The organism is Cupriavidus sp. F041 (assembly GCF_057814235.1).
Genome location: NZ_JBVASY010000001.1, coordinates 743,006 through 764,235, shown reverse-complemented (window position 1 = coordinate 764,235; position 21,230 = coordinate 743,006). Strand labels below are relative to the sequence as shown.

The window sequence follows — 21,230 nt, the reverse complement described above, 5'->3', positions numbered from 1 at the left end:
CGCCTACTCGCACTTGATCTCGCTACGACAGCTGATTGGGCATAGCCGAATCACGCTGCACTGGTCGCAGTGTGCGTCGATCCATGCGTACTTCACCGCGCACCCTTCGCAAAGTACGCCGTCGCCTCGCGCAGGCGGCCGTTCTCGGCCTCCAGGTCGCTCACCCGACACCGGCTTGACGCTGGCACACTCGGGGCCGCCCCGACTGCCTGCGCGGCGAGGACGACAAAGGGGACTGTTGGCGGTGCGGTCGTCCCTTGCCATGCAGGCTGGAAGGTGGGTGTCCAGGGTGTGGCATCTCGTTGGCCATGACGCCGGGCGGAGCAGCCTCTAGCAGCGTCCTTGGCGTGCATCGTGCCCGGCTGATGATGACGTGTTTGCGGCCTGAGCGCTCAGGCCGCAGCGCGGGGGGATGTTCTCAGTACGGCGAATCCGGGAAGTAGTACTTCGAGGCGTTGTGCTTGGTGACCAGCACGGAAGGAATGATCGTGATCGCGGGAAGCGTTGCGCCCTTGACGCGCGCCTCGGTTGAGCATCTTGCGACAGACAGCATACAGAGCTACGTTACGGGCCTGTGCCGCGCAGCCGGCTTCGTCAAAGGCTACAGCAGCCACTCCGGGCGGCGCACCTTCGCCCGTCGCTTGCTGGCGCAAGGACACTCGCTGGAAACCGTCCAGGCCCTACTTGGGCATGCCGAGCTGGATCATGTCTCCCCATACCTGGACGTGAGCCATCGGGCCATGTGGGAGGCAATCGAGCAGGTGATTTGAGGGCCGCACGGGCTTAAGTGAACAGGCCAGTTGGCCGATAACACTAAGTCCCCTGTGTTTCTGGTGGTGATCTGATGAGCACCTAGAGTTGCTACATTGTAGAAACGAACTGCTTGACCGTGCTAGGACCAAGTATCTACAATGGATAAACATTAGGAGGTGAATTATGGAACTCTCGATTCAGAAATGGGGCAATAGCGCCGCAGTGCGCCTGCCTAGCGCGCTCCTCGATCAACTCAAGGTTGCGTTGGGCGACAAGCTCGCTGTGGATGTACGACCGGAAGGTGTCATGCTCAAGCCTGCGAAGCACAAGTATGCCCTGGCGGATCTGGTGGCGCAGTGCGATCCGAACGCTGCAATGCCGGCAGATCTGGGGGTGTGGCGCGAGGCTAAGCCTGTGGGCCGCGAAGCATGGTGAGGCGAGCCAAGTTTGAGCGCGGCGACATAGTACGCGTCAACCTGAACCCGACCGAAGGCCGTGAACAGCAGGGCGATTTTCGGCCCGCCTTGGTGCTGTCCCCTGCTGCGTTCAACGCTCTTGGCGTCGCGCTGGTTGCGCCAATCACCCAAGGCGGTGAATTCGCTCGATTCGCCGGCTTCGCCGTGCCAATGTCCGGTTCTGGCATCGAAACGCAAGGAGTTGCGCTGGTGAACATGGTTCGCACACTCGACCTCGAAGCACGCGGAGCGAAGAAGATCGAGCGAGCACCGGCCGAAGTCATAGACGATGCCCTAGCCCGGTTGCAAACGATTTTGGACTGATTGGAAAAGCGATGGAAGCGACAAGCACGCACCGGGGCTGGATCGTCCGCACTGGAGACGACTATCTCTGCCCAAAGGATGGAGACGTCGGCTGCACGGCTAACTTGGCCGATGCAGGCACGTTTGACACCGAAGAGGAAGCCAAGGACGCGGGTCGCGATCACTGCGATCCGGGTTTTGTAGTGATGCGGCGCCCACGCTAACAACCCGGAAAGTTTGGAAGATCCGATGAACAAGGCTCACACCACGTTGCCGACCGCAGCCTCGCAACTGCTGATGGTCGCGGCCCTGACACTGGGCCTACTAGTCGCCGGTTTGCTGGCTGGGAATTCGTTACCAAGGTTCTTCGGTACAGTGGCGGTCTTTGGCCTGTTCTTCGCTAATGTGCTTCGGGGAAGCGCGGGAGCACGAAACCTACTTGCTCTTCTGTATGGGCTGAACGGCGTAGTCTCCTTCTTCGCTGCGTTCCAACTGCGTGCCAGTATTCCCGTTGCAGGCCTGCAATTGATTCTTGGGATTGCCTTGATTGGCTGTGGCATTGTTGTTGCGGCTTCGCGTGCCATCGGTAGGCTGCCCCCCGAATATCGCAACGAGACCGCAGGTCAGGTATCCGAGTAAGAAAATTCGACCGGTAACACCAAGGACCTGCACGATATCCGCTCCGTGGTGGAGTCACTGTAAACAGGAAGAGGAACGAGCACATGAAGACGTTGGTAGTCGCGTTGTCCGTCATGCTGATCGCGGCAACGGCACACTCACAATTGGTGAGCATGCCGGGTAACTATGCGCTAGCGTCCATCGAGCAGAAGTAGCGCCGACGCCGTCTGCGGGCGCTCGAACCTTGCAACGACTATGGTCTTCTTACCGCAAATTGTTTGCGGTGAAGGAGACAATGATGGACACACCGAAATCGCCCAGTGAAGCACTTGCCATGGGTTGGAGAAAAGTGCCCCCTGAAAAGGTGGCGCAAATTCAGTAGGAACTTGCGAAGAAGGGCACAAGCGGAAGTATCCAGCTGAACTACCCGTCGTATGACGGGCCATGCGTGGATGGCTGGCGCACGGTCTGTTTCTACGAGAGCGCCCCCCAAGGTTGCACGGATTGCTACGAGACTACACAGGGTTGCTAGCAGTGCAATGAGGGAAGCCGCTTTCAAGCGGCTTTTTGCCAACTGTCCCCAAGCCGATATTCTTATCAGCATGAGGATTCGGATTGCAAAATTGGTCGGATCTGGAATAGGTCGGACCGATTCCCAGCGAAATCAAAGGCTTGTGTTAAGGCTGGGTTCAGGTGGCGAGCCGTTGTCGAGATTCACTCAACGTAGAACTATGTTCATCCAACTTGGAACTGTTCGTATAGTTAAGGCTGGGTTCAGGTGGCGAGCCGTTGTCGAGATTCACTCAACGTAGAACTATGTTCATCCAACTTGGAACTGTTCGTATATCGACCGAGGTGAGCGTTCGTGTGATAGCCCTTCTACAGGCCGAAGCGCTGGGTAAATAGCTGGACACTGGCATCGCCCTCGAATTTTTCAGGGGTGCGGGTGGAAATCAGCACCGTCGCACCCAGCGAATTGCCTGGATACAACGCCGAGTACGGGCCATACAGCACGTCGACGCGCTTGACCCCGGCGGCGTTGACCAGCGACCAACGCGGCGGAAACGTGAAATCCGAACCCAGCAGATTGGACAGGAGCAGCCCGTCCGCATAGACCAGGCCTCGGGCCGACTGGCGCGAGCTGGTGCTGCGCACCGAGATGATCGATTTGATATCGCCAATGAAGCGCTTGCGCACCGCGAGATTGGGCGCGTATTTCAGCGCGTCCTCTGGGTTCACCACATTGAAGTCCGCCATCCAGGCGCTGCTGATGCCATAGGACGGCGACGGCGTATTCGGCGGCACGGCCGACGCTTCGCCGCGGTCGGATTTGGCGGAGACCACCACCTCCTGAAGCGGCTCGGGAGCAGCGACCTGCGCGCCGGGAAAGCCTGGCCCCATCAGCGCTGCCGAGGCGGCCAGCGCAATGCGATTTCTCTTCACTGTAAAACCCACCCCTTTCAAGGTGATTAGACGACACGTCCAGCCTTGATGACACGGGCGGTAGAAACATGCCGCCGTGCTACGCATCCGGCCACATAGCCTTTCTTCTTCGGCGCCTTCGGTCCGCGCGTATGTTTGCGCATCGCGCGGGGATCAACGTGCGTCGCCATCTTGATCAACTCGCGACCGAGCTGAGCTGGGGTGAGGAGGTCATAGGCCTGCCACACCTCGGGCGGCACTGCGATCATCATGCCGGCATAAGTTGCCCGGATTTCGCTGACGAGGTAATACGGTGAGAGCTCGATGTCGCCGGTATCCAGCTCATGCCGGATTCTCACCGCAGTCGCAATCACGCTCAGTACGTTATACGCGAGCGCCGCCACGCCGAAGGCCAGCAGCGCCGCGCGCGGTTGGCTCAACGAACGAATCTCACTATTGAGCACCGATTCCAGCCGCTGAAACAAATTCTCTATGCTCCAGCGTCGCCGGTATAGCCGGGCGACTGCCTCGGCCGTCAGATGGGCGGCCGGGACATTGGTCAGCAGGCGGATGACGGTGTCACCATCCTCGGTGGCGCCATCCAGACGCAGCTCGATGCGCCGCAGCACCAGCGGCGCGTTCGATTCATCTGGGATACTGACCGCTTGCTCGTACACGATGCCGGTTTCGACCCGGCCCATTTCGCGTAACGGCTCCAGCTCGCTGGGGCTCGGATTGCGGCCGTGCTCCCGCACGATGAAGGCGCTGCCGCGACGCTGCCACCCGGCAAGAATCGCCCGGGTGCTGAAGTTGCGATCGGCGATCCACAGTTCGGCCGGCTGGGCCGATGCGAGCAGGATTTCCATGATGGCCCGCTCCTGGGCATGCGCATCTTCACAGGGCACCAGATCGACGATCATCGCCGTGTCCGGGTCATAGACCACCAATGACTGCCCTGGCAAGGCCGCACCCCGAAACCCCCGCAATGGTTTCAGGCGCTTTTCGCTCGCCGGCAAATGGCTGCCATCCACGATGCGCAGGCGATAGCCATTCACCGATGGTGGCTGCTTGCGCAACATCGGTTGCACGACCGGCCCCAACCGCTGCGCACTGCCTTGCACCAGCGCACGAACCAGCCCCGGCTCGGTCCGGCTGAGCTTGTCATACAGCGCGGTGATGGAAACCGGCAGTGCCGGACTGGCCTTGGCTGCCGCATGCACCGACGGGCGCAGCCCCACGGCGACCAGCGACATGATTTCCACCGTCGTCGAGAACAATAACTCCCGCGTGTACTGCGTTTCACGCTCTTGCTCGAACAACTCGTTGATCCAGGCCGGATCAAGGGCGCGTTGCAACCCCAGGCGCGCCATCATGCTGATCGGGCTGTGTTCGAGAAAGCGTTCCACCACTGCGTCCAGTACCACGCCATTGACTCCAGCTTCTGTTCGAGAACACGGAGGGTGCCCTAATTTTCGTCACCTTGAAAGGGGTGACTGTAAAACCCTGTTGCCTTTTTTGTGGCTCGCGCGGCATGCGCCCTCCGGTATTGGCCGCGCTGCGCCAAGAACGAGCGCCGCCATTCTAGTGTCCTGCGCCAGAAATTCGTAGACAAAATCGCTTGATGCTGGCGAAGATGTCATCGGCAGACTTCGTCCACACGAAAGGCTTGGGGTTGGCGTTGTTCAGGTCAAGGTATTGGCGGATGGCTTGCTCAAGTTGTCGGGTTGAGCGATGCGTGCCGCGGCGAATGTATTGTTCAGTGATGGTCGCAAACCAGCGCTCCACCTGATTGATCCATGAGGCAGAGGTCGGTGTGAAATGAACATGGAAGCGCGGATGGCGAGCGAACCAAGCCTTGATCGACGGCGTCTTGTGCGTGCCGTAGTTGTCCATGACGAGATGCACATCGAGCGTGGGTGGCACGTTGGCTTCGATCGTGCGTAGAAACTGCAGGAATTCACTGCTGCGATGCCTGCGATGCAATTCACCGATAACTTCTCCTGTGGCAATGTCCAGCGCAGCGAACAACGTTGTCGTGCCATGGCGCATGTAGTCGTGCGTGCGTCGCTCGGGGAGGCCTGGCGCCAGCGGCAAGATGGGCTGCGTACGGTCCAGTGCTTGGATCTGGCTCTTCTCGTCAACGCACAACACCATGGCCTTGAGCGGTGGGTCGAGGTACAACCCCACGATATCGCGCACCTTCTCCACGAACAATGGGTCGGTGGAGAGCTTGAAGGTCTCCTGTCGATGAGGCTGCAGTCCAAAGGCACGCCAGATACGCGTCACGGTCGACGGCGATAGATTCGCCGCGCGAGCCATACTCCGCGTGCTCCAGTGGGTGGCGCCGGCTGGCACGGATTCGAGCGTCTGGGCAATAATCGCATCCACCTGTGCATCACCGATGGTCCTCGGTGCCCCTGGTCGCGGTGCATCGAGCAGTCCATCGAGCCGATGTGCCACGTAGCGCGCACGCCATTTCGATACGGTTTGCTGAGTGACACGCTGCCTTGCCGCGACGGTCTTGTTGTCCAAGCCTTCAGCGCTAGCCAGCACAATGCGCGCGCGTAAGGCCAACGCCTGTGCCGTCTTGCGCCGCATCGTCAGCGCCTTGAGTTGCTCACGTTCGACCGCACTCAACACAAGTTCCGCCTTTGGTCTTCCTCTCATCACCGCCTCGCCGTTTGCGTGCCTTCAACGCAGACTACTACGTAGTGTCAATAATGCAATGAATTTCTGACGCAGGACACTAGGCGCCGGCCCGCCGCCGGCGGCTGCGATATAGCACCGCGGCGCGCGGATTTGGGGCGACTACCGCCATCGGCAGGGCATGATCTGCAAGTCAGCGCGCGAGGGCAGCCACAATCACTTTGCTGACGAATCCATCTGCATTCTTTCCCGTTCCGGCGCTGGGCTCGCTTACCCACGACCCGAGTCCCAAGCCTTACTTGCGATCGGCGGCCGCACATCGAGCTTGCGCGCTGTAGCGGCTCGCCTACAGTGTCAAGAGGCAGCGCGCACTGACTCTTCTAAACATCGAGGCCAGTCCGATATGAAGACTATTGCAAGCCAAGACCTGGCCCTTGCCTTGTTGATCGCTGCAGGCACCGCCCTCGGATTGTTCAGCTCCCACATCCATGCTCACGGTGTCATCGGCAAGCGCTTTTTACCCGCCACCATCACGGTTGACGATCCCTTTGTGGCCGACGAAGCGAGCTTTGTGGTCGGTCACCGCAAGCTCCCACAAGAGGAAAGCGCCAGCGGAGCGGGAGGCGGTGACGAAGCTGGACCGCCCGCGGCTACGTCCGGGGCCCATACGACAACGTTTGCCACCGAACTGAGCAAGCGCATCACACCTGATCTCGGTATATCGCTAGGCGCTGCCTACAAGCGCGTCAGGCCTGATGACGGGACAGTGGCGCAGAATGGATTCGATAACCTTGGGCTTGGAATCAAGTACCAGGTGATCAGGAATGCCGAGCATGAAGCGATTGTCTCCGTGGGCGTCGATGCCGACCTCGGTGGCACCGGCAGCAGCCGGGTCGGAGCGGAGTCCTTCTCCACCATTTCGCCTGCCATCTTCTATGGCAAAGGCTTTGGCGATCTGCCGGACGGGATGAAATATTTGCGTCCCCTGGCAATCACCGGAATTGTCGCGCCTGAACTGCCCACGCGACGCTCGGAGCCCGATCGGCTGAACTGGGGCTTTACCGTTCAGTACAGTCTGCAATATCTCCAGACCTACGTAAGAGATGTCGGCTTGGGCGCGCCGTTCAACCGCATGATCATGCTGATCGAGGTTCCGGTGAAAACCTGCCTGAGCGGTGCTTGTTCCGGCCAGACGACCGGTACCGTGAATCCGGGTGTCATGTGGTTTGGCAAATACATGCAGGTCGCCCTCGAAGTGGCCATTCCGCTCAACAGGCGGTCCGGTCATGACGTCGGCGCGTTCCTTCAATTCCACTGGTTTCTGGATGACATGTTTCCCAAGGGTATCGGGAAACCGATCTTCCCCTGACCTGAACGAAACCCGGACAAATGAGAACCAGCCTGGCGATTGCCGCGCTCCTGGGGCTGCTTGGGTCTCAAGCAGCAGTGCCGCATGCATTCCCCGAGCAAGCCGAGCCGCGTGTCGGTGCGGTGACCGGCAGTCTCCCCAGCCAGGTTCGCATCTGGTTTGACGCCGACCTGGAGCCGGCATTCAGCACCCTGCGCGTGCTGGACGCCCAGGGACGGCAAGTTAATCGGGATCCTGGGCAGGTCAATGCCGATCAGGCGCGCCTGCTCGAAGCACGGCTACCGCCTCTTCCTCCCGGCGTCTACCATGTCTTCTGGCGCGTGATCGCGCGCGACGGGCACGCCACGGAAGGGGACTACACGTTCACGGTGGGGCGATAGACGACCATGGACCATTCAATGTCAGTGGCAGGTGTTGGCAGCATGATCGTCACCGCAGCCGACCTGCTGGCGCTCGCCATATGTATCGGCGTGCTGGGGTTCCGTATTTGGGTTGTCTCGTTCAGGGGCGAGATGCTCCAACCTTCCGCCGCCTTTCTTCAGCCACTCTGGTGGCTCCTTGGTATCTGCCTCGCCATGCTCACGCTGAGCAGTCTCGGTGAGCTGATCCGGCGCGCCATGGAAATGAGCGCACGGCCGCTCGCGGAAGTCGCCCCGATGTTGCCGACAGTCTTATTCAAAACCCATTTCGGGCGAGTGTGGCTGCTTCGTCCTGTTGCGTTGCTGATGCTTTGGCTGGGCTGGCGAACCAGGCCTCGCCTCGGTTCACCAGCCATCTCGGTCGCGATGCTGGCGGCCGCTTGCCTGATCGCCGCCAGCAGAAGCTTGTCCGGCCATGCAGCCGACTGGGGTGACATCACGCTGCATGAACTGATGGACTGGTCCCACCTGTTGGCCGTCTCTTTCTGGGGCGGCAGCCTGATCGGCCTGACGCTCACCGGATTCAGTACCTTCACTGCCGGCTTGCACGAGCGGCGCCAGCTTGTCGCCGCCATGGCGCGCCGCTGGTCGGCACTCGCTGGCGCCGCGCTGGCGGTGGTTGCGCTGACTGGTATCTACAACACCTGGCTCGAGTTACAGCGTATTGCGGCATTTTGGGAAACGGCTTACGGCAGGGTTCTGCTGATCAAGTTGTCACTGGTGCTAATCATTGTCGTGCTTGGCGCCGTGAATCGCTATATCGGCATCCCGTCTTTGCAGGCCTGGGCGAGCGGGTTGCCTGATGACGGCAAGTCCTCGGGCCTGCGGGCGATCGTGTTGTCCTTGCTGACGCAGGAGAGGAGCAGACGGAAAAGGCACGATCCCCTCGTGCAATTTGTGCGAAGGGCACGACTGGAAGGTCTATTGATGATCGGGACTCTGATCTGTGTGGCTGTGCTGCTCAGCCTGATGCCGCCCCGCCATCTCAGCCGTATGCCAACCAGCCACCACACGCATAGTCACGAAATGGCGCGCTGAGCCGCAGCTAGGAATTCCATTGCACGCCGACCCGGAAACAATTTCGTTGGTTACATAAGGCGTGATGCGCAATCACCGAGAAAACGCGAGGAGAGGGCGGGGCGCCGCTCTTACGCCCTGCGCCTCAGATTGCCCTCCACCGACGGCTGCTGTGGATGGAGCGTGTAGGTCCGCTTTGGCCGCGGCGTCGAACCCGATCCCTGCCATCCAGCCAAACAACCGGCACTGAAATGTCCGTGTCAGATGTCGTCCTCATCCCGCAAGCGCACCGGATCCATCACGCGAATGCTCCGGAACGCGATCTCGATTAGCCCGCGCTTCTCCAGTTGCTTCAGGAGCTCATTCAATGTCTGGCGGGACACACCGATCATCGCGGCAAGATCCACCTGCGAAACCTTCAAGGTGACGGGACCGCTCTGATGCACCAGCGGACGCTGCAACAGCAGGAGTTCCGCCAGCCTCGCGCGTACGCGAGCCTCCGGGGCCATCAGTTTTGTATCCGAGATATAGCGAAGGACGCCTGCATATCGCTGCGCAATGAGCAGCGCGAAGTAGCGGTAGGCCGTTGGATCTTCGTCGACGATCCGCTCAAACTGCGCCCGCGAAAGCACAAGCAGTCTTGCGTCCGTGTCAGCAATGACAGCCGTCGTTGTCTTCTCATTGGTCATCAATGCCAGCGGCCCAAACCAGAAGCCGGGGTTGCCGACGTGGTAGAGGCTCTCCTCACCGTCAGCTAGCATGCGGGTGACCCGCACTCGCCCTTCCAGCACAGCGCACATTGCTTTGGGCGAACTTTCCTGGGCCGAAATCAACTCGCGTTTGCTGAAGCTGCGCACCGTGCCGTACTCAATGATTTTGCACTGCAACATCTCCGGCAGGTTTCCGAACCAGGCATCGGCTGCGAGTATGCGACGAATGTCGCGGGAAGGGCGTGTATCTGGCGCAGTCATGGAGCAGAAATTTGTGAGAGTTGTCGGCGCGGCGACAAGTGCGGTAGTGGTCCGAATGTAGCATGCCTCGAAACCTCACGACCTCACGATGCCGTGCCCGCCTGGCACCCATGTGCACCAAGACAAGGAGACAAGCCGTGTTTCAAGTATCTGACGCTATCGCACCCGCCACGCCCCGCTGCCGCGGAAGTTACCTGTGGTTCGCAACAGCCCTGGCGTGTGCCGCGGGCTCGCTGGCGATTGCCAGCGCGAACGCGCAAGTGCCGTCGGCACCCGCCGCCGAATCCACGCGGGCGGTCGCCGCGGGCAAGGACCCGATTCCCGGCCCGCGCAATTGCTTCTGGTCGCGCGGCCCTGCCAGCGCTGATCCCTACATCAATATTGCATATCCGGATGCCGGTACTTTCTATTGGGCGGCGACGTTCTCAGTACCGGAAGGTGCCAAGCTGTCCGTGGAGGGAGAATTCCCGCACTCGCGCTATATGTCGCTGATCAGCTATGACGGCGCCGGTGTGCCAGTCGAATCGGTGGCCGACTATCTGATCAAACCGGCGCCCGGCGCCATCAATCCTTTCTTGCCGGGGGCTGAACGCACTGCCAGAGCCCGGAGATACTCGCTGGCGGTTGTTGATGGCGTGCCGCCGGCCGACCAGCCGGTCGGCATGAATCAGGTTGGCCAGCAGCGTACGACCTTGCACGCGCCCAAGTATGAAGCCGGCCAGCAAGTTATCCTGTACCGCATTTATGCTCGTGACAAGGGGACAGACGAGACCGGCGGCGCCGGGCTGCCGGTTCCAGTGCTGACGTTGGCAGACGGCAAGGTGTTGAAGGGCGACGCGGCTTGCCCAGCCTTGCGGACAAAGCAGCCGCTCCAGTTGGATGCTGCCGCTCTGGCGGTTCCGATGGAGAAGTACCACGAGCTCATTGCCGCCGCGCGCGAAGTGGGGAAAGCGAAGAATGAGCCGGCTTATCCGGCTACCAACCCACCAACCTGGTATATCCAGTACGACCGCGAGTATCTGTACAGCCTCTATACCGGCAAGCCGTTAGCCAATTCGAAGAAGAGCACGGGGGGCTTTTATCCGAATCTGGACAACCAGTACATTCGCACCATTGTCAGTCGCAAACTTGGCAAGGTGTTCGTCATCCGCGGGAAGGCACCTACCACGCCGAAAACGTACAACGGCGACGCAACCATGGGTCACGGAGATCTGCGCTACTGGTCGATGTGCTCCAACCAGGGTTTTGCCAACACCCGGGTCAACGCTTGCGCTTATGACGAGCACATTCCCGTGGGCCCGGATGGTTTCTTCACCATCGTTGTCAGTCGGAAAGAGGATCGTCCGCGCAATGCAATCGATGTATGCGGCATCACCTGGCTGCCGATGGCAGATGACGGCGACGGTGCGGCGGATGCCGACGTCACGGTGGTTCAACTAAGGCACATGCTCGGCACGTCCAACTTCCCGCATGCCGTGCAGGCGATTGAAAACCCCGGTGATGAGCGAAAAGTCATGGGTGACTACTATCCGCAGGGCCGCTACATGTCGACGTCCGCATTTGAAATTGCGCTGCCTTGCATGCCTGGCAAACACTGATCCGAGGCACTGTCAACGTAGCCATCCTGAATGATGGCTACGGTTGATGACACACTCCAAAGCAAAGGAACCCTGTGCGTTCCGGACATCGCCATAAGCTATGTACCAACTCGACTCCGAAATGTGCATCTCCCTCGATTCCACCCTCGCGCTGCAGCGCCGGGCCAGTCGGGCACATCCAATGCCTGGCCTGGACGAACGGCGCATAGACCTGCAAACGCTGGGGCGTTTCATCCGTGCCAATAAGAATGATATTTGTACTGCGATCAGTGCCGACTATGGCAATCGCTCACGACACGAGACGCTGCTGCTGGAGATTTTCCCCGTCATCGATGCCATCGATCATGCGCTGAAGGACCTCGCACGGTGGATGCGCCCCCAATACCGCGGCATCGATCGGCGCCTGTTCTTCGGCGCACGCAACCGGGTTATTCCACAGCCGCTTGGCGTAGTTGGGGTGATCGTGCCATGGAACTTCCCGGTCAATCTCAGCCTGATGCCTTTGGTTTACATCTTCGCTGCCGGCAATCGCGCGATGGTGAAGATGTCGGAGAACTCGCGGGCGCTGGCACGACTGCTGGTCGATCGCATACCTGCCTACTTTCCACCTGAAAAACTGGCATTCTTTGACGAGACCGGTGACGTTGGCATTGCGTTTTCCAGATTGCCATTCGATCACCTGCTATTCACCGGATCCGGCCAGACGGGACGCGCCGTAATGGCGGCGGCTGCACGGAACCTGTGTCCGGTAACGTTGGAACTGGGGGGCAAGGCCCCCGCGATTGTGTGCGACGACTTCCCACTGCGCAAAGCCGCGGAACGCATCCTGTACGTCAAACTGCTCAATAGTGGGCAGATATGCACGACGGTGGATCACGTATGGTTGCCTGAAGCAAAAGTCGATGCTTTCGTCGAACTCGCCAGGCAGATCGTGCCGGCGCGATATCCGGGGATGGATACGGCCGACTACACCTCGATCATTGACGATTGTGCGTTCACGCGACTAGTTTCGGCACTGAACCACGCACATGAGCGCGGTGCCGTGTTGATCCCTCTTTTGCCCGGGCCGGCCTGGAACGCCCGCACGCGTAAGATCAACCCGCATCTTGTCATCAATGCGCCACAGGACACTGATCTTCTGCAACAGGAAATCTTTGGTCCCATTCTGCCAATCCGCAGCTATCGGTCGCTTGGGGAGGTGGTGACCACGGTCAATGCCGGGCCGCGTCCACTCGCGTTGTATCCATTCAGCAACGATGCGCGGACAGTACGGATGCTATTGGAGCATGTGCTCTCCGGCGGTGTTTCCGTCAACGATGCGCTCTTCCACGTGGGGCAACACGATTTGCCATTTGGTGGGGTAGGTGAATCTGGCATGGGGCACTATCACGGCCGGGAAGGGTTCGAAACTTTTTCAAAGATGCGACCGGTCTTCTACCAAGCGCCATTTAGCACGCTGAAGTTCTTGATGCCACCGTATGGCAAGTTGATCGACGGGGTCCTGGCCTTCATGACGCGGTGATGTAGACGGAGAATACGAGGCTGATTTTCTTGGCCACCCGGGCTGTTCCCGGACAGGAAGGTGAATGACCTGAACCCGGCCGATGACGTGTGTTGCATCGACCGGTTGAATCCGCAGGCGCTTATCGGACGTTCCTCGGGAAGAGCCTGGATTCCCGCTCCTCAGCCGTTTCGGTCATTCGGCAAGCAGTGCGCCAACGGCGGTTCCTGTCCGGGAAGGGACCTCCGCCCGCTGCAACCCAGTCGTCCCTTCCCGACCCGATTGATCCGGTCTGACAAGTTCTACGACCGTCCGTTCCGGGAGCAACATGAGACGGTCGCGGATAACGTGCCGGCCTTCATCTCGTCGGCCGTCACGGAAAATAGCGGATCGCTGACGCGGTCCGACCATAGCGCGACCCGACCGTGTGATTCCAAAGAATTTTGGGAGAGCACCCCAAACCGATGCAAACGCATCCGTTGACTTACAGCAGACACCTCGTCGACCACCCACAGAATTCGTATTCTGGAAAACAGGTCTGTCAGCCTTAGGCACGCACGCTCGACGCCGACGATGGAAAGTCTTTACGGCGCCCTGCCCATTTCAGGATCGCATCCAGTGCCGGGCAAAGCGCTTGGCCCCAATCGGTCAGGCGGTAGTCCACCTTCGGCGGCACCTGGTGATAGACCGTGCGCGTCACAATGCCGGCTTGTTCGAGGCGGCGTAACTGCTGGGCAAGCATCTTTTGCGTGATGCCGGGGATCAGCCTCTCGAGGTCCGAAAAACGCCGCACCTGGCCGCCGAAAAGGTGAAATAGGATCACCAGCTTCCAACGACCTTCCAGCAGCTTGAATGCGGCTTCGACGTCGACCGCGGCAGTCGCAGGAGTGTAGGCTTTTCGGTTGGGCACGGCTCACTTACTTTTTAGTGCGTTCTTGCGATGTGGTAACTATAGCGCCATCATTGGGACGTGCAAACGTGACATTCAGGAAAAGTCCGATGAACATGACCCTGCCGCCGCCACTGGATGCCTATCTGAACGCAGAAACCACCAGCGACACGGCCTCTCTTGCGAACTGCTTCGCTGCCGACGCCGTGGTGCGCGACGAGGGCCGCACTATCGAGGGGCTCGAAGCCATCCAGGCCTGGAAGAAAGACGCCAAAGCCAGGTACCAGTACAACGTCGAGCCGTTGGACCTGTCCCAGAATGGCGCCGCCGTCACGATGCGCGCCAGGATCACGGGCGCCTTCCCCGGTAGCCCGGTCGAGCTGACGTACACGTTTGTCCTGGCTGGCGGCAAGATCGCGTCTCTGGAGATTCACTGATGAGCGCCGCACCCGAACTTCAGGGCCTTCGGGCGCTTGTCACAGGCGGGACCAAAGGAGTCGGTAAAGCCGTTGTCGCACACCTTTTCGAGGCAGGCGCGAACGTCATCGCGACGGCACGTTCGCGTCCCGGTGACCTTTCCGAAGAAAGGTTCATCGGTGCGGACATCACGACTGCAGAGGGCTGTAAAACCATTGTCGACGCCGTGCTCGAACGGCTCGGCGGCGTCGATATAATCGTGCACGTGGCGGGTGGCTCATCTGCGCCGGCGGGTGGCTTCAGGGTGCTCGACGACGACGAATGGAGCAAGGCATTGAGCCTGAACCTGTTCCCGGCAGTGCGCATCGATCGCGCGCTGTTGCCCTTGATGGTCGAGCAGCGCTCGGGCGTCATCATCCACGTCACGTCGATCCAGCGGCAGTTACCGTTGCCGGAGGCCACGATGGCCTATGCCGCCGCCAAAGCTGCCCTGTCGAACTACAGCAAAGCCTTGTCCAGGGAAGTCAGTCCGAAAGGCGTTCGCGTCGTGCGTGTCTCCCCCGGCTGGGTCGAGACAGATGCCGCCGCGGGTCTCGTTGCTGAGATCGCCCGGCAGCGCGGCATCGACACCGAAGGCGCCCGCAAGATCATCATGGATTCGCTTGGGGGCATTCCTCTCGGCCGGCCATGCTCTCCCCGAGAAGTGGCAGAACTCATTGGTTTCCTCGTCTCCGCGCGGGCCAGCGCCATCACCGGCACCGAGTACGTCATCGACGGCGGAACTGTTCCGACTGCGTAATCTGAGCCGCTTGCTCTGCCTCCCCGGTGTCGCATATTTCTGCCGGCAGGCGGACAGCCACAGCCAGGCCTCGTCGGCGCTGCCGTATTGCATGTCCTGTTATTGAGGCTTGCATAAATGATGACATCACAACAACTCGGCCTGCTTCCAGCACGCGGCAATGATGTTGGCGCGCCGCTGTGCGCTGCGCAGCCGATTGCGGGCGGTCGTTTTGAGTTCAGCGAGCGAGTGTGGGCAGAAGTTGGCCAGGGCATGCCGCTTGAGCCAGGACCAGAGATAATCCACAGGATTCAGGTCCAGGCTGTAGGGCGGGACAAAGGCCATCTGCACTGCATCGGCTTGTTCGCTAACAGCATTCGTCCAGCGCGAACCTGCTTTCGGGTCGCTTCGTCCATCTTCCCCGCCATGCAATCGACTCCCGATCAACGCCTTGATCAGATAACGCGTCAGACTCGAATCGCTTGTGATGATTTATGCAAGCCTCAATAGTCGTCGGGATCGAGTGGCGAGGACATCTGCCGCATCAATTGCCGTACTGTGCTTTTGGATCGACGAACGGCCGTAACGATCCAAAGCGGCCGTTCAGCACACGCATGCCAAGGTGGACGAAGTCGGCAAGGAAGGGAAAGCGAAAGATGCGGTGGAGAAGGCAGCAAGCAAGTTCGCCGCGCTTTCCCCTCCAGCACTGTTAGTCAATAACCGTAAATGGAAGTGGGAAGCAGCTAATGCTGGGATGGTCAAGTTGGCTTTTGCGACACTCAAGTAGTAATCTTCAGTACTGGATATGGAACAAAGGCAAATGCCAGCCACTCTATGGCGGCTTGAATTGCCATGACGAAAAATGTCCAAATGAAGACCCCTTCATACCGAAGTACGGTCTATGCCGGCAGCGTCGAACCAGTCCGGCCACGCCTCTTCGCGAATTTGGGGGCAATGCGGTCAGCCAACGATATGACTTGAGGAGCCGGGCCAATGGGAAGCACCAACGCAGTTGCGGCGGCGGCAGTCGCCTTCGTGGGCAGCCACTTTCTCTTGTCCCATCCGCTGCGCAGGGGTTTGGTCCGCGCAATTGGCGAAGCGGGGTTCCAGGGCGTCTATTCGCTGGTTGCGGTCTTGACGCTCGGCTGGCTGATCCTGGCATACCGAAAGGCGCCCCTGACGGCACCACTATGGCCGGTAGGAAACGGCCTCTGGGCGGTTGTGACCGCGGTCATGCTGATCGCGTCGGTCCTCCTGATGGGCTCGCTGATCCGCAACCCGGCGCTTCCCACCGGCGGTCGGCCCGGCTCGATCCCGGAAGCAGCGCGCGGCGTGTACGCGGTGACGCGCCACCCGATGATGTGGTCGTTCGCACTTTGGGGGCTGTGCCACGTCGCGGTGTTCCCGGTGGCCAAGAACATCATAGTCGCAGCGGCCATGGTCATCCTCGCGCTCGTCGGCGCCGCGCTGCAGGACCGGAAAAAGGAGCGGCTCCAGCCCGATCTCTGGCCCGCATGGGAGTCGAAGACGAGTTATCTGCCGTTCGCGGCGATCGCCGCTGGCCGTGCGCGGCTCGGCGGGTTCGGCTTGCACGCGCTTTTGGGCGGCCTCGTCGTCTGGCTCGCAGCGACTTGGGCTCATATCCCCCTCGCCGGTTGGGCCGCGGGCATCTGGCGCTGGCTGTAGCCGCAGCCCGGGCTGTCATTCCATGGAGCGGTAGCGGGTTGCCAGCCGATACCCCCAAGCAGTGAACGAGCTGCACCTGCCGCGCTTCGTTGCTCTGTCGCCCAATCTTTTCGCCAGGTGGAAGTGAAGCAACCGCATGCGCGGTTCCTGGCTGCGAATCCTCGGACGGGTCTGTCTTGGTTGGCGTTGCGTTGACCGCCATCCTTTGGGGGCGTTCTGTCGCATTGTCACATGGCACTGTATCGCGGACGCCCCGCTCAGCTTGATCTGGCGACGGCTGCCTCACCTTTGCTTCTTTAGCGACGATTCGTTCCATCATTCTTTTGGGCCGATGTGTCCCGAGATAACCGACCTGGATTCAGCCGCGTTTTTTCGACGATCGCGATGCAAGGGTGTCTGCAAGTACCTCTTCGATCGTCGTGGCGGCAAGCGTCTTTCGAACGCCATCGTCGATCGACTCATAGACGTGGCTCAGCGTCGACCCGATGCCTCGCCCGATGGGGCACGCCTGGCTGGGCTTCGAAGGGTGCAGCGCAAAGTGCGCACCCTCTTCAAGTGCATCAAACACGTCGAGCAGGCTGATTGCGTCCGCACTCCTGGTCAGGCGCCATCCCGCATTGACGCCGCGATAACTTTCGACAAGGCCGCCTTTTGCAAGCAGCCCGAGCGTACGACGAATCACCACCGGATTAGTGTTGACGCTCGCAGCGATCCTGTCGGACGTGACCGGGTCAGGATTGTCTCGCGTGACGAGCGCCATCCACGCCAGGATGTGGGTCGCCACGGTCAAGCGGCTGTTAGCGCTCATGGAAAGCCTGTATTAGTCAATTTAGTTGTAACAATATTCATTACAGCATGGATTGTCAACTTGACAAGCTTGATGAATCCCGGCGACCTCGCGTGTTCGCAGCCTTGTAAGGCGGGCGAAAACCGGCTACATGCACGGGTCCCAAAGACGTGCCAAAGCCGCCAAACCATACCATTTTTGTCTCGTCGATGTCGAACGTTCAAGACGAAAGACTTGTGTTGATGGCGCTGATGGTTTATGTTGTAACCAATGCAGTTACATCATATGTACTGTGAAGATAGGCGTAGGTCTTACGACGTTTCCACAGTCAACGGAAACGAAGCTGCTGTCCATTTCATCTTCAATACCGAAACGAGAAACCCGCAGATGTCCACACTCTTCGATCCTATCCAGATTGGCGCGCTGAAGCTGTCGAACCGCATTGTCATGGCACCGCTCACGCGCATGCGCGCGTTCTCTGAGCGCAGTCCGGGCCCCCTCAATGCACGGCACTATGTGCTGCGTGCGAGCGCAGGACTCGTCATTACCGAAGCCACTTCGGTCACGCCTCAGGGCGTTGGCTATCCCAACACGCCGGGCATATGGACCGAGAAGCAGATTTCCGGCTGGACGGAGGTGACCTCCGCGGTACACGATGCGGGCGGCCTGATCGTCTCCCAGTTGTGGCACGTCGGGCGAGTTTCCGATCCGGTCTACCATGACGGCCAACTTCCGGTCGCCCCCAGCGCGATTGCGCCGGAAGGCCATGTCACGCGTGTGCGGCCGCATCGCCCGTACACCGTACCGCGTGCGCTGGAGACCGAAGAACTTCCAGGCATCGTCGAGGATTTCCGGGCCGGCGCCGCAAACGCAAAACGCGCTGGTTTTGATGGCGTCGAGCTTCACGCGGCAAATGGCTACCTGTTTGATCAGTTTCTGCACGACGGATCTAACCAGCGGACCGACCGTTATGGCGGTCCGATCGAGAATCGAGCGCGCTTCTTGCTGGAGGCAGTCGACGCGTTGCTCACGGTTTGGCCGGCGGGCCGCATCGGCGTGCATCTGAACCTGATGTCGAGTTCATACTCGATGCGCGATTCGAATCCGCGCGCGCTCTTCACGTATATCGCCGAGCAACTCAACGCGCGCAACATCGCTTTCATTTTTGCGCGCGAGGCGCTGGATCGCGGCGAGGATCGCATCGGCCGTGACGTGCGGCGTATCTTCAAAGGGGCCTACATCCTCAATGAAGGGCTGACGAGGGAGAGCGCGGAGCTGGCCATCGAACGCGGCGAGGCGGACGCGGCGGCGTTTGGACGTCCTTTTATCGCCAATCCTGACCTGGTGGAGCGCTTTCGACGCGGTGCGCCGCTCAATACGATCAATCCGGAAACGATCTACTCGGACGACGAAACCGGCTACAACGACTATCCGTTGCTCGACGAAGCTGTTTGAAGCCGACGCGCGCTGTCGGCGCCGCAGCAACCGGATAGGGATCCGGTTGCTGGTGGGTTTCGGAGTATGCCTGATCCAGATCCCGGATCAGGTCGAGCCTGAAGCGCAGTGCGGCGAGAGTAACGTGACTTCCGGTGCCGTCGACTCCGGACGCGCCAGTCTCACGGCGACTGTTTGATAATCGCGTAGCGCAAAACTGCAAACAACCGGCGACACAGCGAAAGCGAGCGCTTCAACTGCGCTGCTACCTGTCTCTTAACGAGGCGCCATTTGGCGAGGTCCGTTTCGATGGAGCGAGTGGATCGACGCAACGGAGCTCGATGTGCGCCTTCTCGGATGAGGTACGCAAGGAGCGTGGCTTGGCCCGGGACCTTGACGAGGCGAAGCATCTCGGTGAAGAGCGGCATTGCCATCAGGGTCAGTGCCGCTCGAGAACAGGTGGAGACTGACAATAGTTAGCTGCGCTCACAAATCGTAGCTTCTCAATAAAGCGGGGCAAACGGCGGCACGCGGCTCAGGTGGAGAGAGCGATGCGCTGTCCGAGGATGTGGGGAAGGAGGGGAATGTGATTGGTGTGTGAGATGCGGTCGGCCAGGTATTCCCAGAACGAGATTCCCAGCTTTCGACAGGTCTTCTTCAAGCTCGAGAAGGTGTCACGGCATTGGCGACCGAGTTCGCTGCGCGTGCCGCCACTGATCTTCTGCTTTTTCACGTGGTCGCGAATGTCGCGTTCACTGCCGTTGGTATGCAGTGGGATCTCGGGGCGTTCGAGCACCAAGAGCAGCTCGGACTTGTTCTTGTGAAGGCGTCTGAGCAAACGGTCCAGCGTCGCGTAACGGGTCTTTTGGATGAAGACTGCGTCAAAGCGTTTTTGCAGTTCGGCTTTGCGCTGGATCGTCGGATTCTGCTTGTATTCCTTCAGATCCGCATAGAGCGACCAGATATCGCCGCGCACACGGGCAATATCCTCGCGATGTAGGTCATTGAGCGGCAGCAGCTTGTGCACGAGACGCTCGGCGTGGACCCAGCATAAGCCGTGAATCAACACATTGAACTGTCCCGCATCATCGCTAATGATGGCCAGATCCTGGGCGACGCCACGTCGCCTCAGGCTGCCCAGTAACGCCCCTTCGGTGGCGATGTTCCGGTGGCGGGTAACGTCCATGCCCAGGCTGTCCAGGTGAGACAGCCACGCACTCTGGTCGGCAAAGCTCGCGCACTCATGCTGACGCAGCCCATCAACGAACGCCTGTGGGAGCCCACGCTTTTTCATGGAGGAGAGGGCCTCGTCGTTGACCTGGTAGCCATGTCCCGCCGCGAGCAGTTCGAGGAAATTGATGCGGCTCTTCGTGCTTGTGCTTTTGAACCAGGCGAAATGTTCGTTACCGATGTGGGTGACGTAGCCGTTGCGGCCCTGATGCCGCGTGCCGGTGTCGTCGACCGTCACATACGCCGAGAGCGCCAGCCCCGTCGACAGCAGATCCTCCTTTTCCTCGTGGAATCGCCCCTTGTCCTCCTGCAGCAGCGCATTCATCTGCCCGGACGAGATCTCGATACCCCATTCCCGCAACTGCTCGCACAGCAGCGGCTGCGTCACGTGGCAGTGGTGATATTGGTACAGCACGTAACTGACCAGTGTCGCGCCAAAGTGGCTGCCGGCAACGGCCTTGGGCAGTTGCCCGGTCAGCGTTTGACAGTCCGGGGTCTGCCAGCGTGCGAGCCGGTAGCGCGTATTGTGTGTCCCCATCACGAGGTCCTGGACCACGAAATCCCGGTAGCCCTTGAACCGCGAGCCAGACGGGATCGACTCGTCCGGCTGGATGACTTGCTCGCAATCGATCTTCAGCTGCCCCGTCTTGCTCCTGGCGGGCGAACCGCGTCGTCTGGCTGGTTTGCCCTGCTGCTGCCGATTGGACTCGCTGGTTTTGCCGGCCTCCTCATGCATACGGCTTGGTTTGAACGTAGGGCGCTTCTTCTCTCCCTTGAGCACCGCGACTTCGTCCTTCATGTGCCCCGCGTTCTCCACCAGACGATGGATGAGCTCCACCAGACCTTCACCCCAGGCCAGCACCTTCAGCACCGCCGGCGTGCGTTCGGCCTCGGCAATGAACGGCGCAACAAGTTTCTTCTTCACGGCCGCAGTCAG

Annotated in this window: 21 protein-coding genes and 3 pseudogenes; 14 read left to right on the top strand and 10 right to left on the bottom strand. The window is 60.1% G+C overall.

Annotated features, from left to right (window positions below; all coding sequences use genetic code 11):
• Positions 1–33: 33 nt before the first annotated feature.
• Both ACZY0R_RS03515 and ACZY0R_RS03510 read right to left on the bottom strand, forming a co-directional pair.
• A pseudogene (locus ACZY0R_RS03515) lies at positions 34–218 on the bottom strand (IS3-like element ISBvi3 family transposase); the annotation flags it as partial.
• 200 nt (positions 219–418) lie between these two features.
• Positions 419–538, bottom strand: a pseudogene (locus ACZY0R_RS03510) (ABC transporter substrate-binding protein); the annotation flags it as partial.
• Here ACZY0R_RS03510 and ACZY0R_RS03505 point away from each other — a divergent pair.
• From ACZY0R_RS03505 to ACZY0R_RS03490, 4 genes are all read left to right on the top strand, one after another.
• Positions 483–770: a tyrosine-type recombinase/integrase gene (locus ACZY0R_RS03505; protein WP_488857144.1), complete on the top strand. Its 288-nt coding sequence runs from the start codon at positions 483–485 to the stop codon at positions 768–770. The pseudogene ACZY0R_RS03510 and the gene ACZY0R_RS03505 overlap by 56 nt on opposite strands.
• 166 nt (positions 771–936) lie before the next feature.
• The gene (locus tag ACZY0R_RS03500; protein WP_488857143.1) at positions 937–1,188 is read left to right on the top strand and encodes an AbrB/MazE/SpoVT family DNA-binding domain-containing protein; all 252 of its coding nucleotides are present in this window, start codon (positions 937–939) and stop codon (positions 1,186–1,188) included.
• Positions 1,182–1,532, top strand: coding sequence for a type II toxin-antitoxin system ChpB family toxin (locus ACZY0R_RS03495; protein WP_488857142.1), 351 nt, complete (start codon positions 1,182–1,184; stop codon positions 1,530–1,532). The genes ACZY0R_RS03500 and ACZY0R_RS03495 overlap by 7 nt, the downstream gene beginning before the upstream one ends.
• Before the next feature lie 228 nt (positions 1,533–1,760).
• Positions 1,761–2,150: a hypothetical protein gene (locus tag ACZY0R_RS03490; RefSeq protein WP_488857141.1), complete on the top strand. Its 390-nt coding sequence runs from the start codon at positions 1,761–1,763 to the stop codon at positions 2,148–2,150.
• An 861-nt stretch (positions 2,151–3,011) separates the two neighbouring features.
• Here ACZY0R_RS03490 and ACZY0R_RS03485 read toward each other — a convergent pair.
• From ACZY0R_RS03485 to ACZY0R_RS03475, 3 genes and pseudogenes are all read right to left on the bottom strand, one after another.
• Positions 3,012–3,530: pseudogene (locus tag ACZY0R_RS03485) on the bottom strand (TonB-dependent receptor plug domain-containing protein); the annotation flags it as partial.
• A gap of 68 nt (positions 3,531–3,598) precedes the next feature.
• Entirely contained in the window at positions 3,599–4,921 is a 1,323-nt protein-coding gene (locus tag ACZY0R_RS03480) for an IS4 family transposase (protein WP_488859488.1), read from the bottom strand.
• A gap of 211 nt (positions 4,922–5,132) precedes the next feature.
• Positions 5,133–6,218, bottom strand: coding sequence for an IS630 family transposase (locus ACZY0R_RS03475; RefSeq protein WP_488857140.1), 1,086 nt, complete (start codon positions 6,216–6,218; stop codon positions 5,133–5,135).
• Positions 6,219–6,600: 382 nt separating this feature from the next.
• On the opposite strand from ACZY0R_RS03475, the gene ACZY0R_RS03470 reads away from it, so the two are divergent.
• From ACZY0R_RS03470 to ACZY0R_RS03460, 3 genes are read left to right on the top strand one after another with little or no spacing between them, the layout of a single operon-like run.
• Positions 6,601–7,566 (top strand): hypothetical protein, encoded by a 966-nt coding sequence (locus ACZY0R_RS03470; protein WP_488857139.1) that lies wholly within the window; start codon positions 6,601–6,603, stop codon positions 7,564–7,566.
• A gap of 20 nt (positions 7,567–7,586) precedes the next feature.
• Positions 7,587–7,946, top strand: a complete 360-nt coding sequence (locus tag ACZY0R_RS03465) for a copper resistance CopC family protein (protein ID WP_488857138.1) — start codon at positions 7,587–7,589, stop codon at positions 7,944–7,946.
• A gap of 42 nt (positions 7,947–7,988) precedes the next feature.
• Positions 7,989–9,023: a copper resistance D family protein gene (locus ACZY0R_RS03460; RefSeq protein WP_488857137.1), complete on the top strand. Its 1,035-nt coding sequence runs from the start codon at positions 7,989–7,991 to the stop codon at positions 9,021–9,023.
• Positions 9,024–9,262: 239 nt separating this feature from the next.
• On the opposite strand, the gene ACZY0R_RS03455 is transcribed toward ACZY0R_RS03460, so the two are convergent.
• The gene (locus ACZY0R_RS03455) at positions 9,263–9,973 is read right to left on the bottom strand and encodes a Crp/Fnr family transcriptional regulator (RefSeq protein ID WP_488857136.1); all 711 of its coding nucleotides are present in this window, start codon (positions 9,971–9,973) and stop codon (positions 9,263–9,265) included.
• 137 nt (positions 9,974–10,110) lie between these two features.
• Here ACZY0R_RS03455 and ACZY0R_RS03450 point away from each other — a divergent pair, with 137 nt between their 5' ends.
• Both ACZY0R_RS03450 and ACZY0R_RS03445 read left to right on the top strand, forming a co-directional pair.
• Complete coding sequence (locus tag ACZY0R_RS03450) at positions 10,111–11,571, top strand: hypothetical protein (RefSeq protein ID WP_488857135.1); 1,461 nt, start codon at positions 10,111–10,113, stop codon at positions 11,569–11,571.
• A 100-nt stretch (positions 11,572–11,671) separates the two neighbouring features.
• Complete coding sequence (locus ACZY0R_RS03445) at positions 11,672–13,093, top strand: coniferyl aldehyde dehydrogenase (protein ID WP_488857134.1); 1,422 nt, start codon at positions 11,672–11,674, stop codon at positions 13,091–13,093.
• A gap of 526 nt (positions 13,094–13,619) precedes the next feature.
• Here the strand turns inward: ACZY0R_RS03445 and ACZY0R_RS03440 are convergent.
• Entirely contained in the window at positions 13,620–13,982 is a 363-nt protein-coding gene (locus ACZY0R_RS03440) for a winged helix-turn-helix transcriptional regulator (RefSeq protein ID WP_488857133.1), read from the bottom strand.
• A gap of 89 nt (positions 13,983–14,071) precedes the next feature.
• Between ACZY0R_RS03440 and ACZY0R_RS03435 the strand changes: the two genes are divergently transcribed.
• Entirely contained in the window at positions 14,072–14,398 is a 327-nt protein-coding gene (locus tag ACZY0R_RS03435; protein WP_488857132.1) for a nuclear transport factor 2 family protein, read from the top strand.
• Positions 14,398–15,177: an SDR family oxidoreductase gene (locus ACZY0R_RS03430; protein WP_488857131.1), complete on the top strand. Its 780-nt coding sequence runs from the start codon at positions 14,398–14,400 to the stop codon at positions 15,175–15,177. The genes ACZY0R_RS03435 and ACZY0R_RS03430 overlap by 1 nt, the downstream gene beginning before the upstream one ends.
• A gap of 126 nt (positions 15,178–15,303) precedes the next feature.
• On the opposite strand, the gene ACZY0R_RS03425 is transcribed toward ACZY0R_RS03430, so the two are convergent.
• Positions 15,304–15,588 (bottom strand): transposase, encoded by a 285-nt coding sequence (locus tag ACZY0R_RS03425; RefSeq protein ID WP_488857130.1) that lies wholly within the window; start codon positions 15,586–15,588, stop codon positions 15,304–15,306.
• A gap of 190 nt (positions 15,589–15,778) precedes the next feature.
• Between ACZY0R_RS03425 and ACZY0R_RS03420 the strand changes: the two genes are divergently transcribed.
• Positions 15,779–15,943, top strand: a complete 165-nt coding sequence (locus tag ACZY0R_RS03420; protein ID WP_488857129.1) for a hypothetical protein — start codon at positions 15,779–15,781, stop codon at positions 15,941–15,943.
• Positions 15,944–16,149: 206 nt separating this feature from the next.
• Positions 16,150–16,842: an NnrU family protein gene (locus ACZY0R_RS03415; RefSeq protein ID WP_488857128.1), complete on the top strand. Its 693-nt coding sequence runs from the start codon at positions 16,150–16,152 to the stop codon at positions 16,840–16,842.
• Between the two features lie 358 nt (positions 16,843–17,200).
• On the opposite strand, the gene ACZY0R_RS03410 is transcribed toward ACZY0R_RS03415, so the two are convergent.
• Positions 17,201–17,650: an Rrf2 family transcriptional regulator gene (locus ACZY0R_RS03410; protein ID WP_045243004.1), complete on the bottom strand. Its 450-nt coding sequence runs from the start codon at positions 17,648–17,650 to the stop codon at positions 17,201–17,203.
• 366 nt (positions 17,651–18,016) lie between these two features.
• On the opposite strand from ACZY0R_RS03410, the gene ACZY0R_RS03405 reads away from it, so the two are divergent.
• Positions 18,017–19,084, top strand: coding sequence for an alkene reductase (locus ACZY0R_RS03405; RefSeq protein ID WP_488857127.1), 1,068 nt, complete (start codon positions 18,017–18,019; stop codon positions 19,082–19,084).
• Between the two features lie 514 nt (positions 19,085–19,598).
• Here the strand turns inward: ACZY0R_RS03405 and ACZY0R_RS03400 are convergent.
• Complete coding sequence (locus tag ACZY0R_RS03400) at positions 19,599–21,218, bottom strand: IS66 family transposase (protein WP_488857126.1); 1,620 nt, start codon at positions 21,216–21,218, stop codon at positions 19,599–19,601.
• Positions 21,219–21,230: the final 12 nt, after the last annotated feature.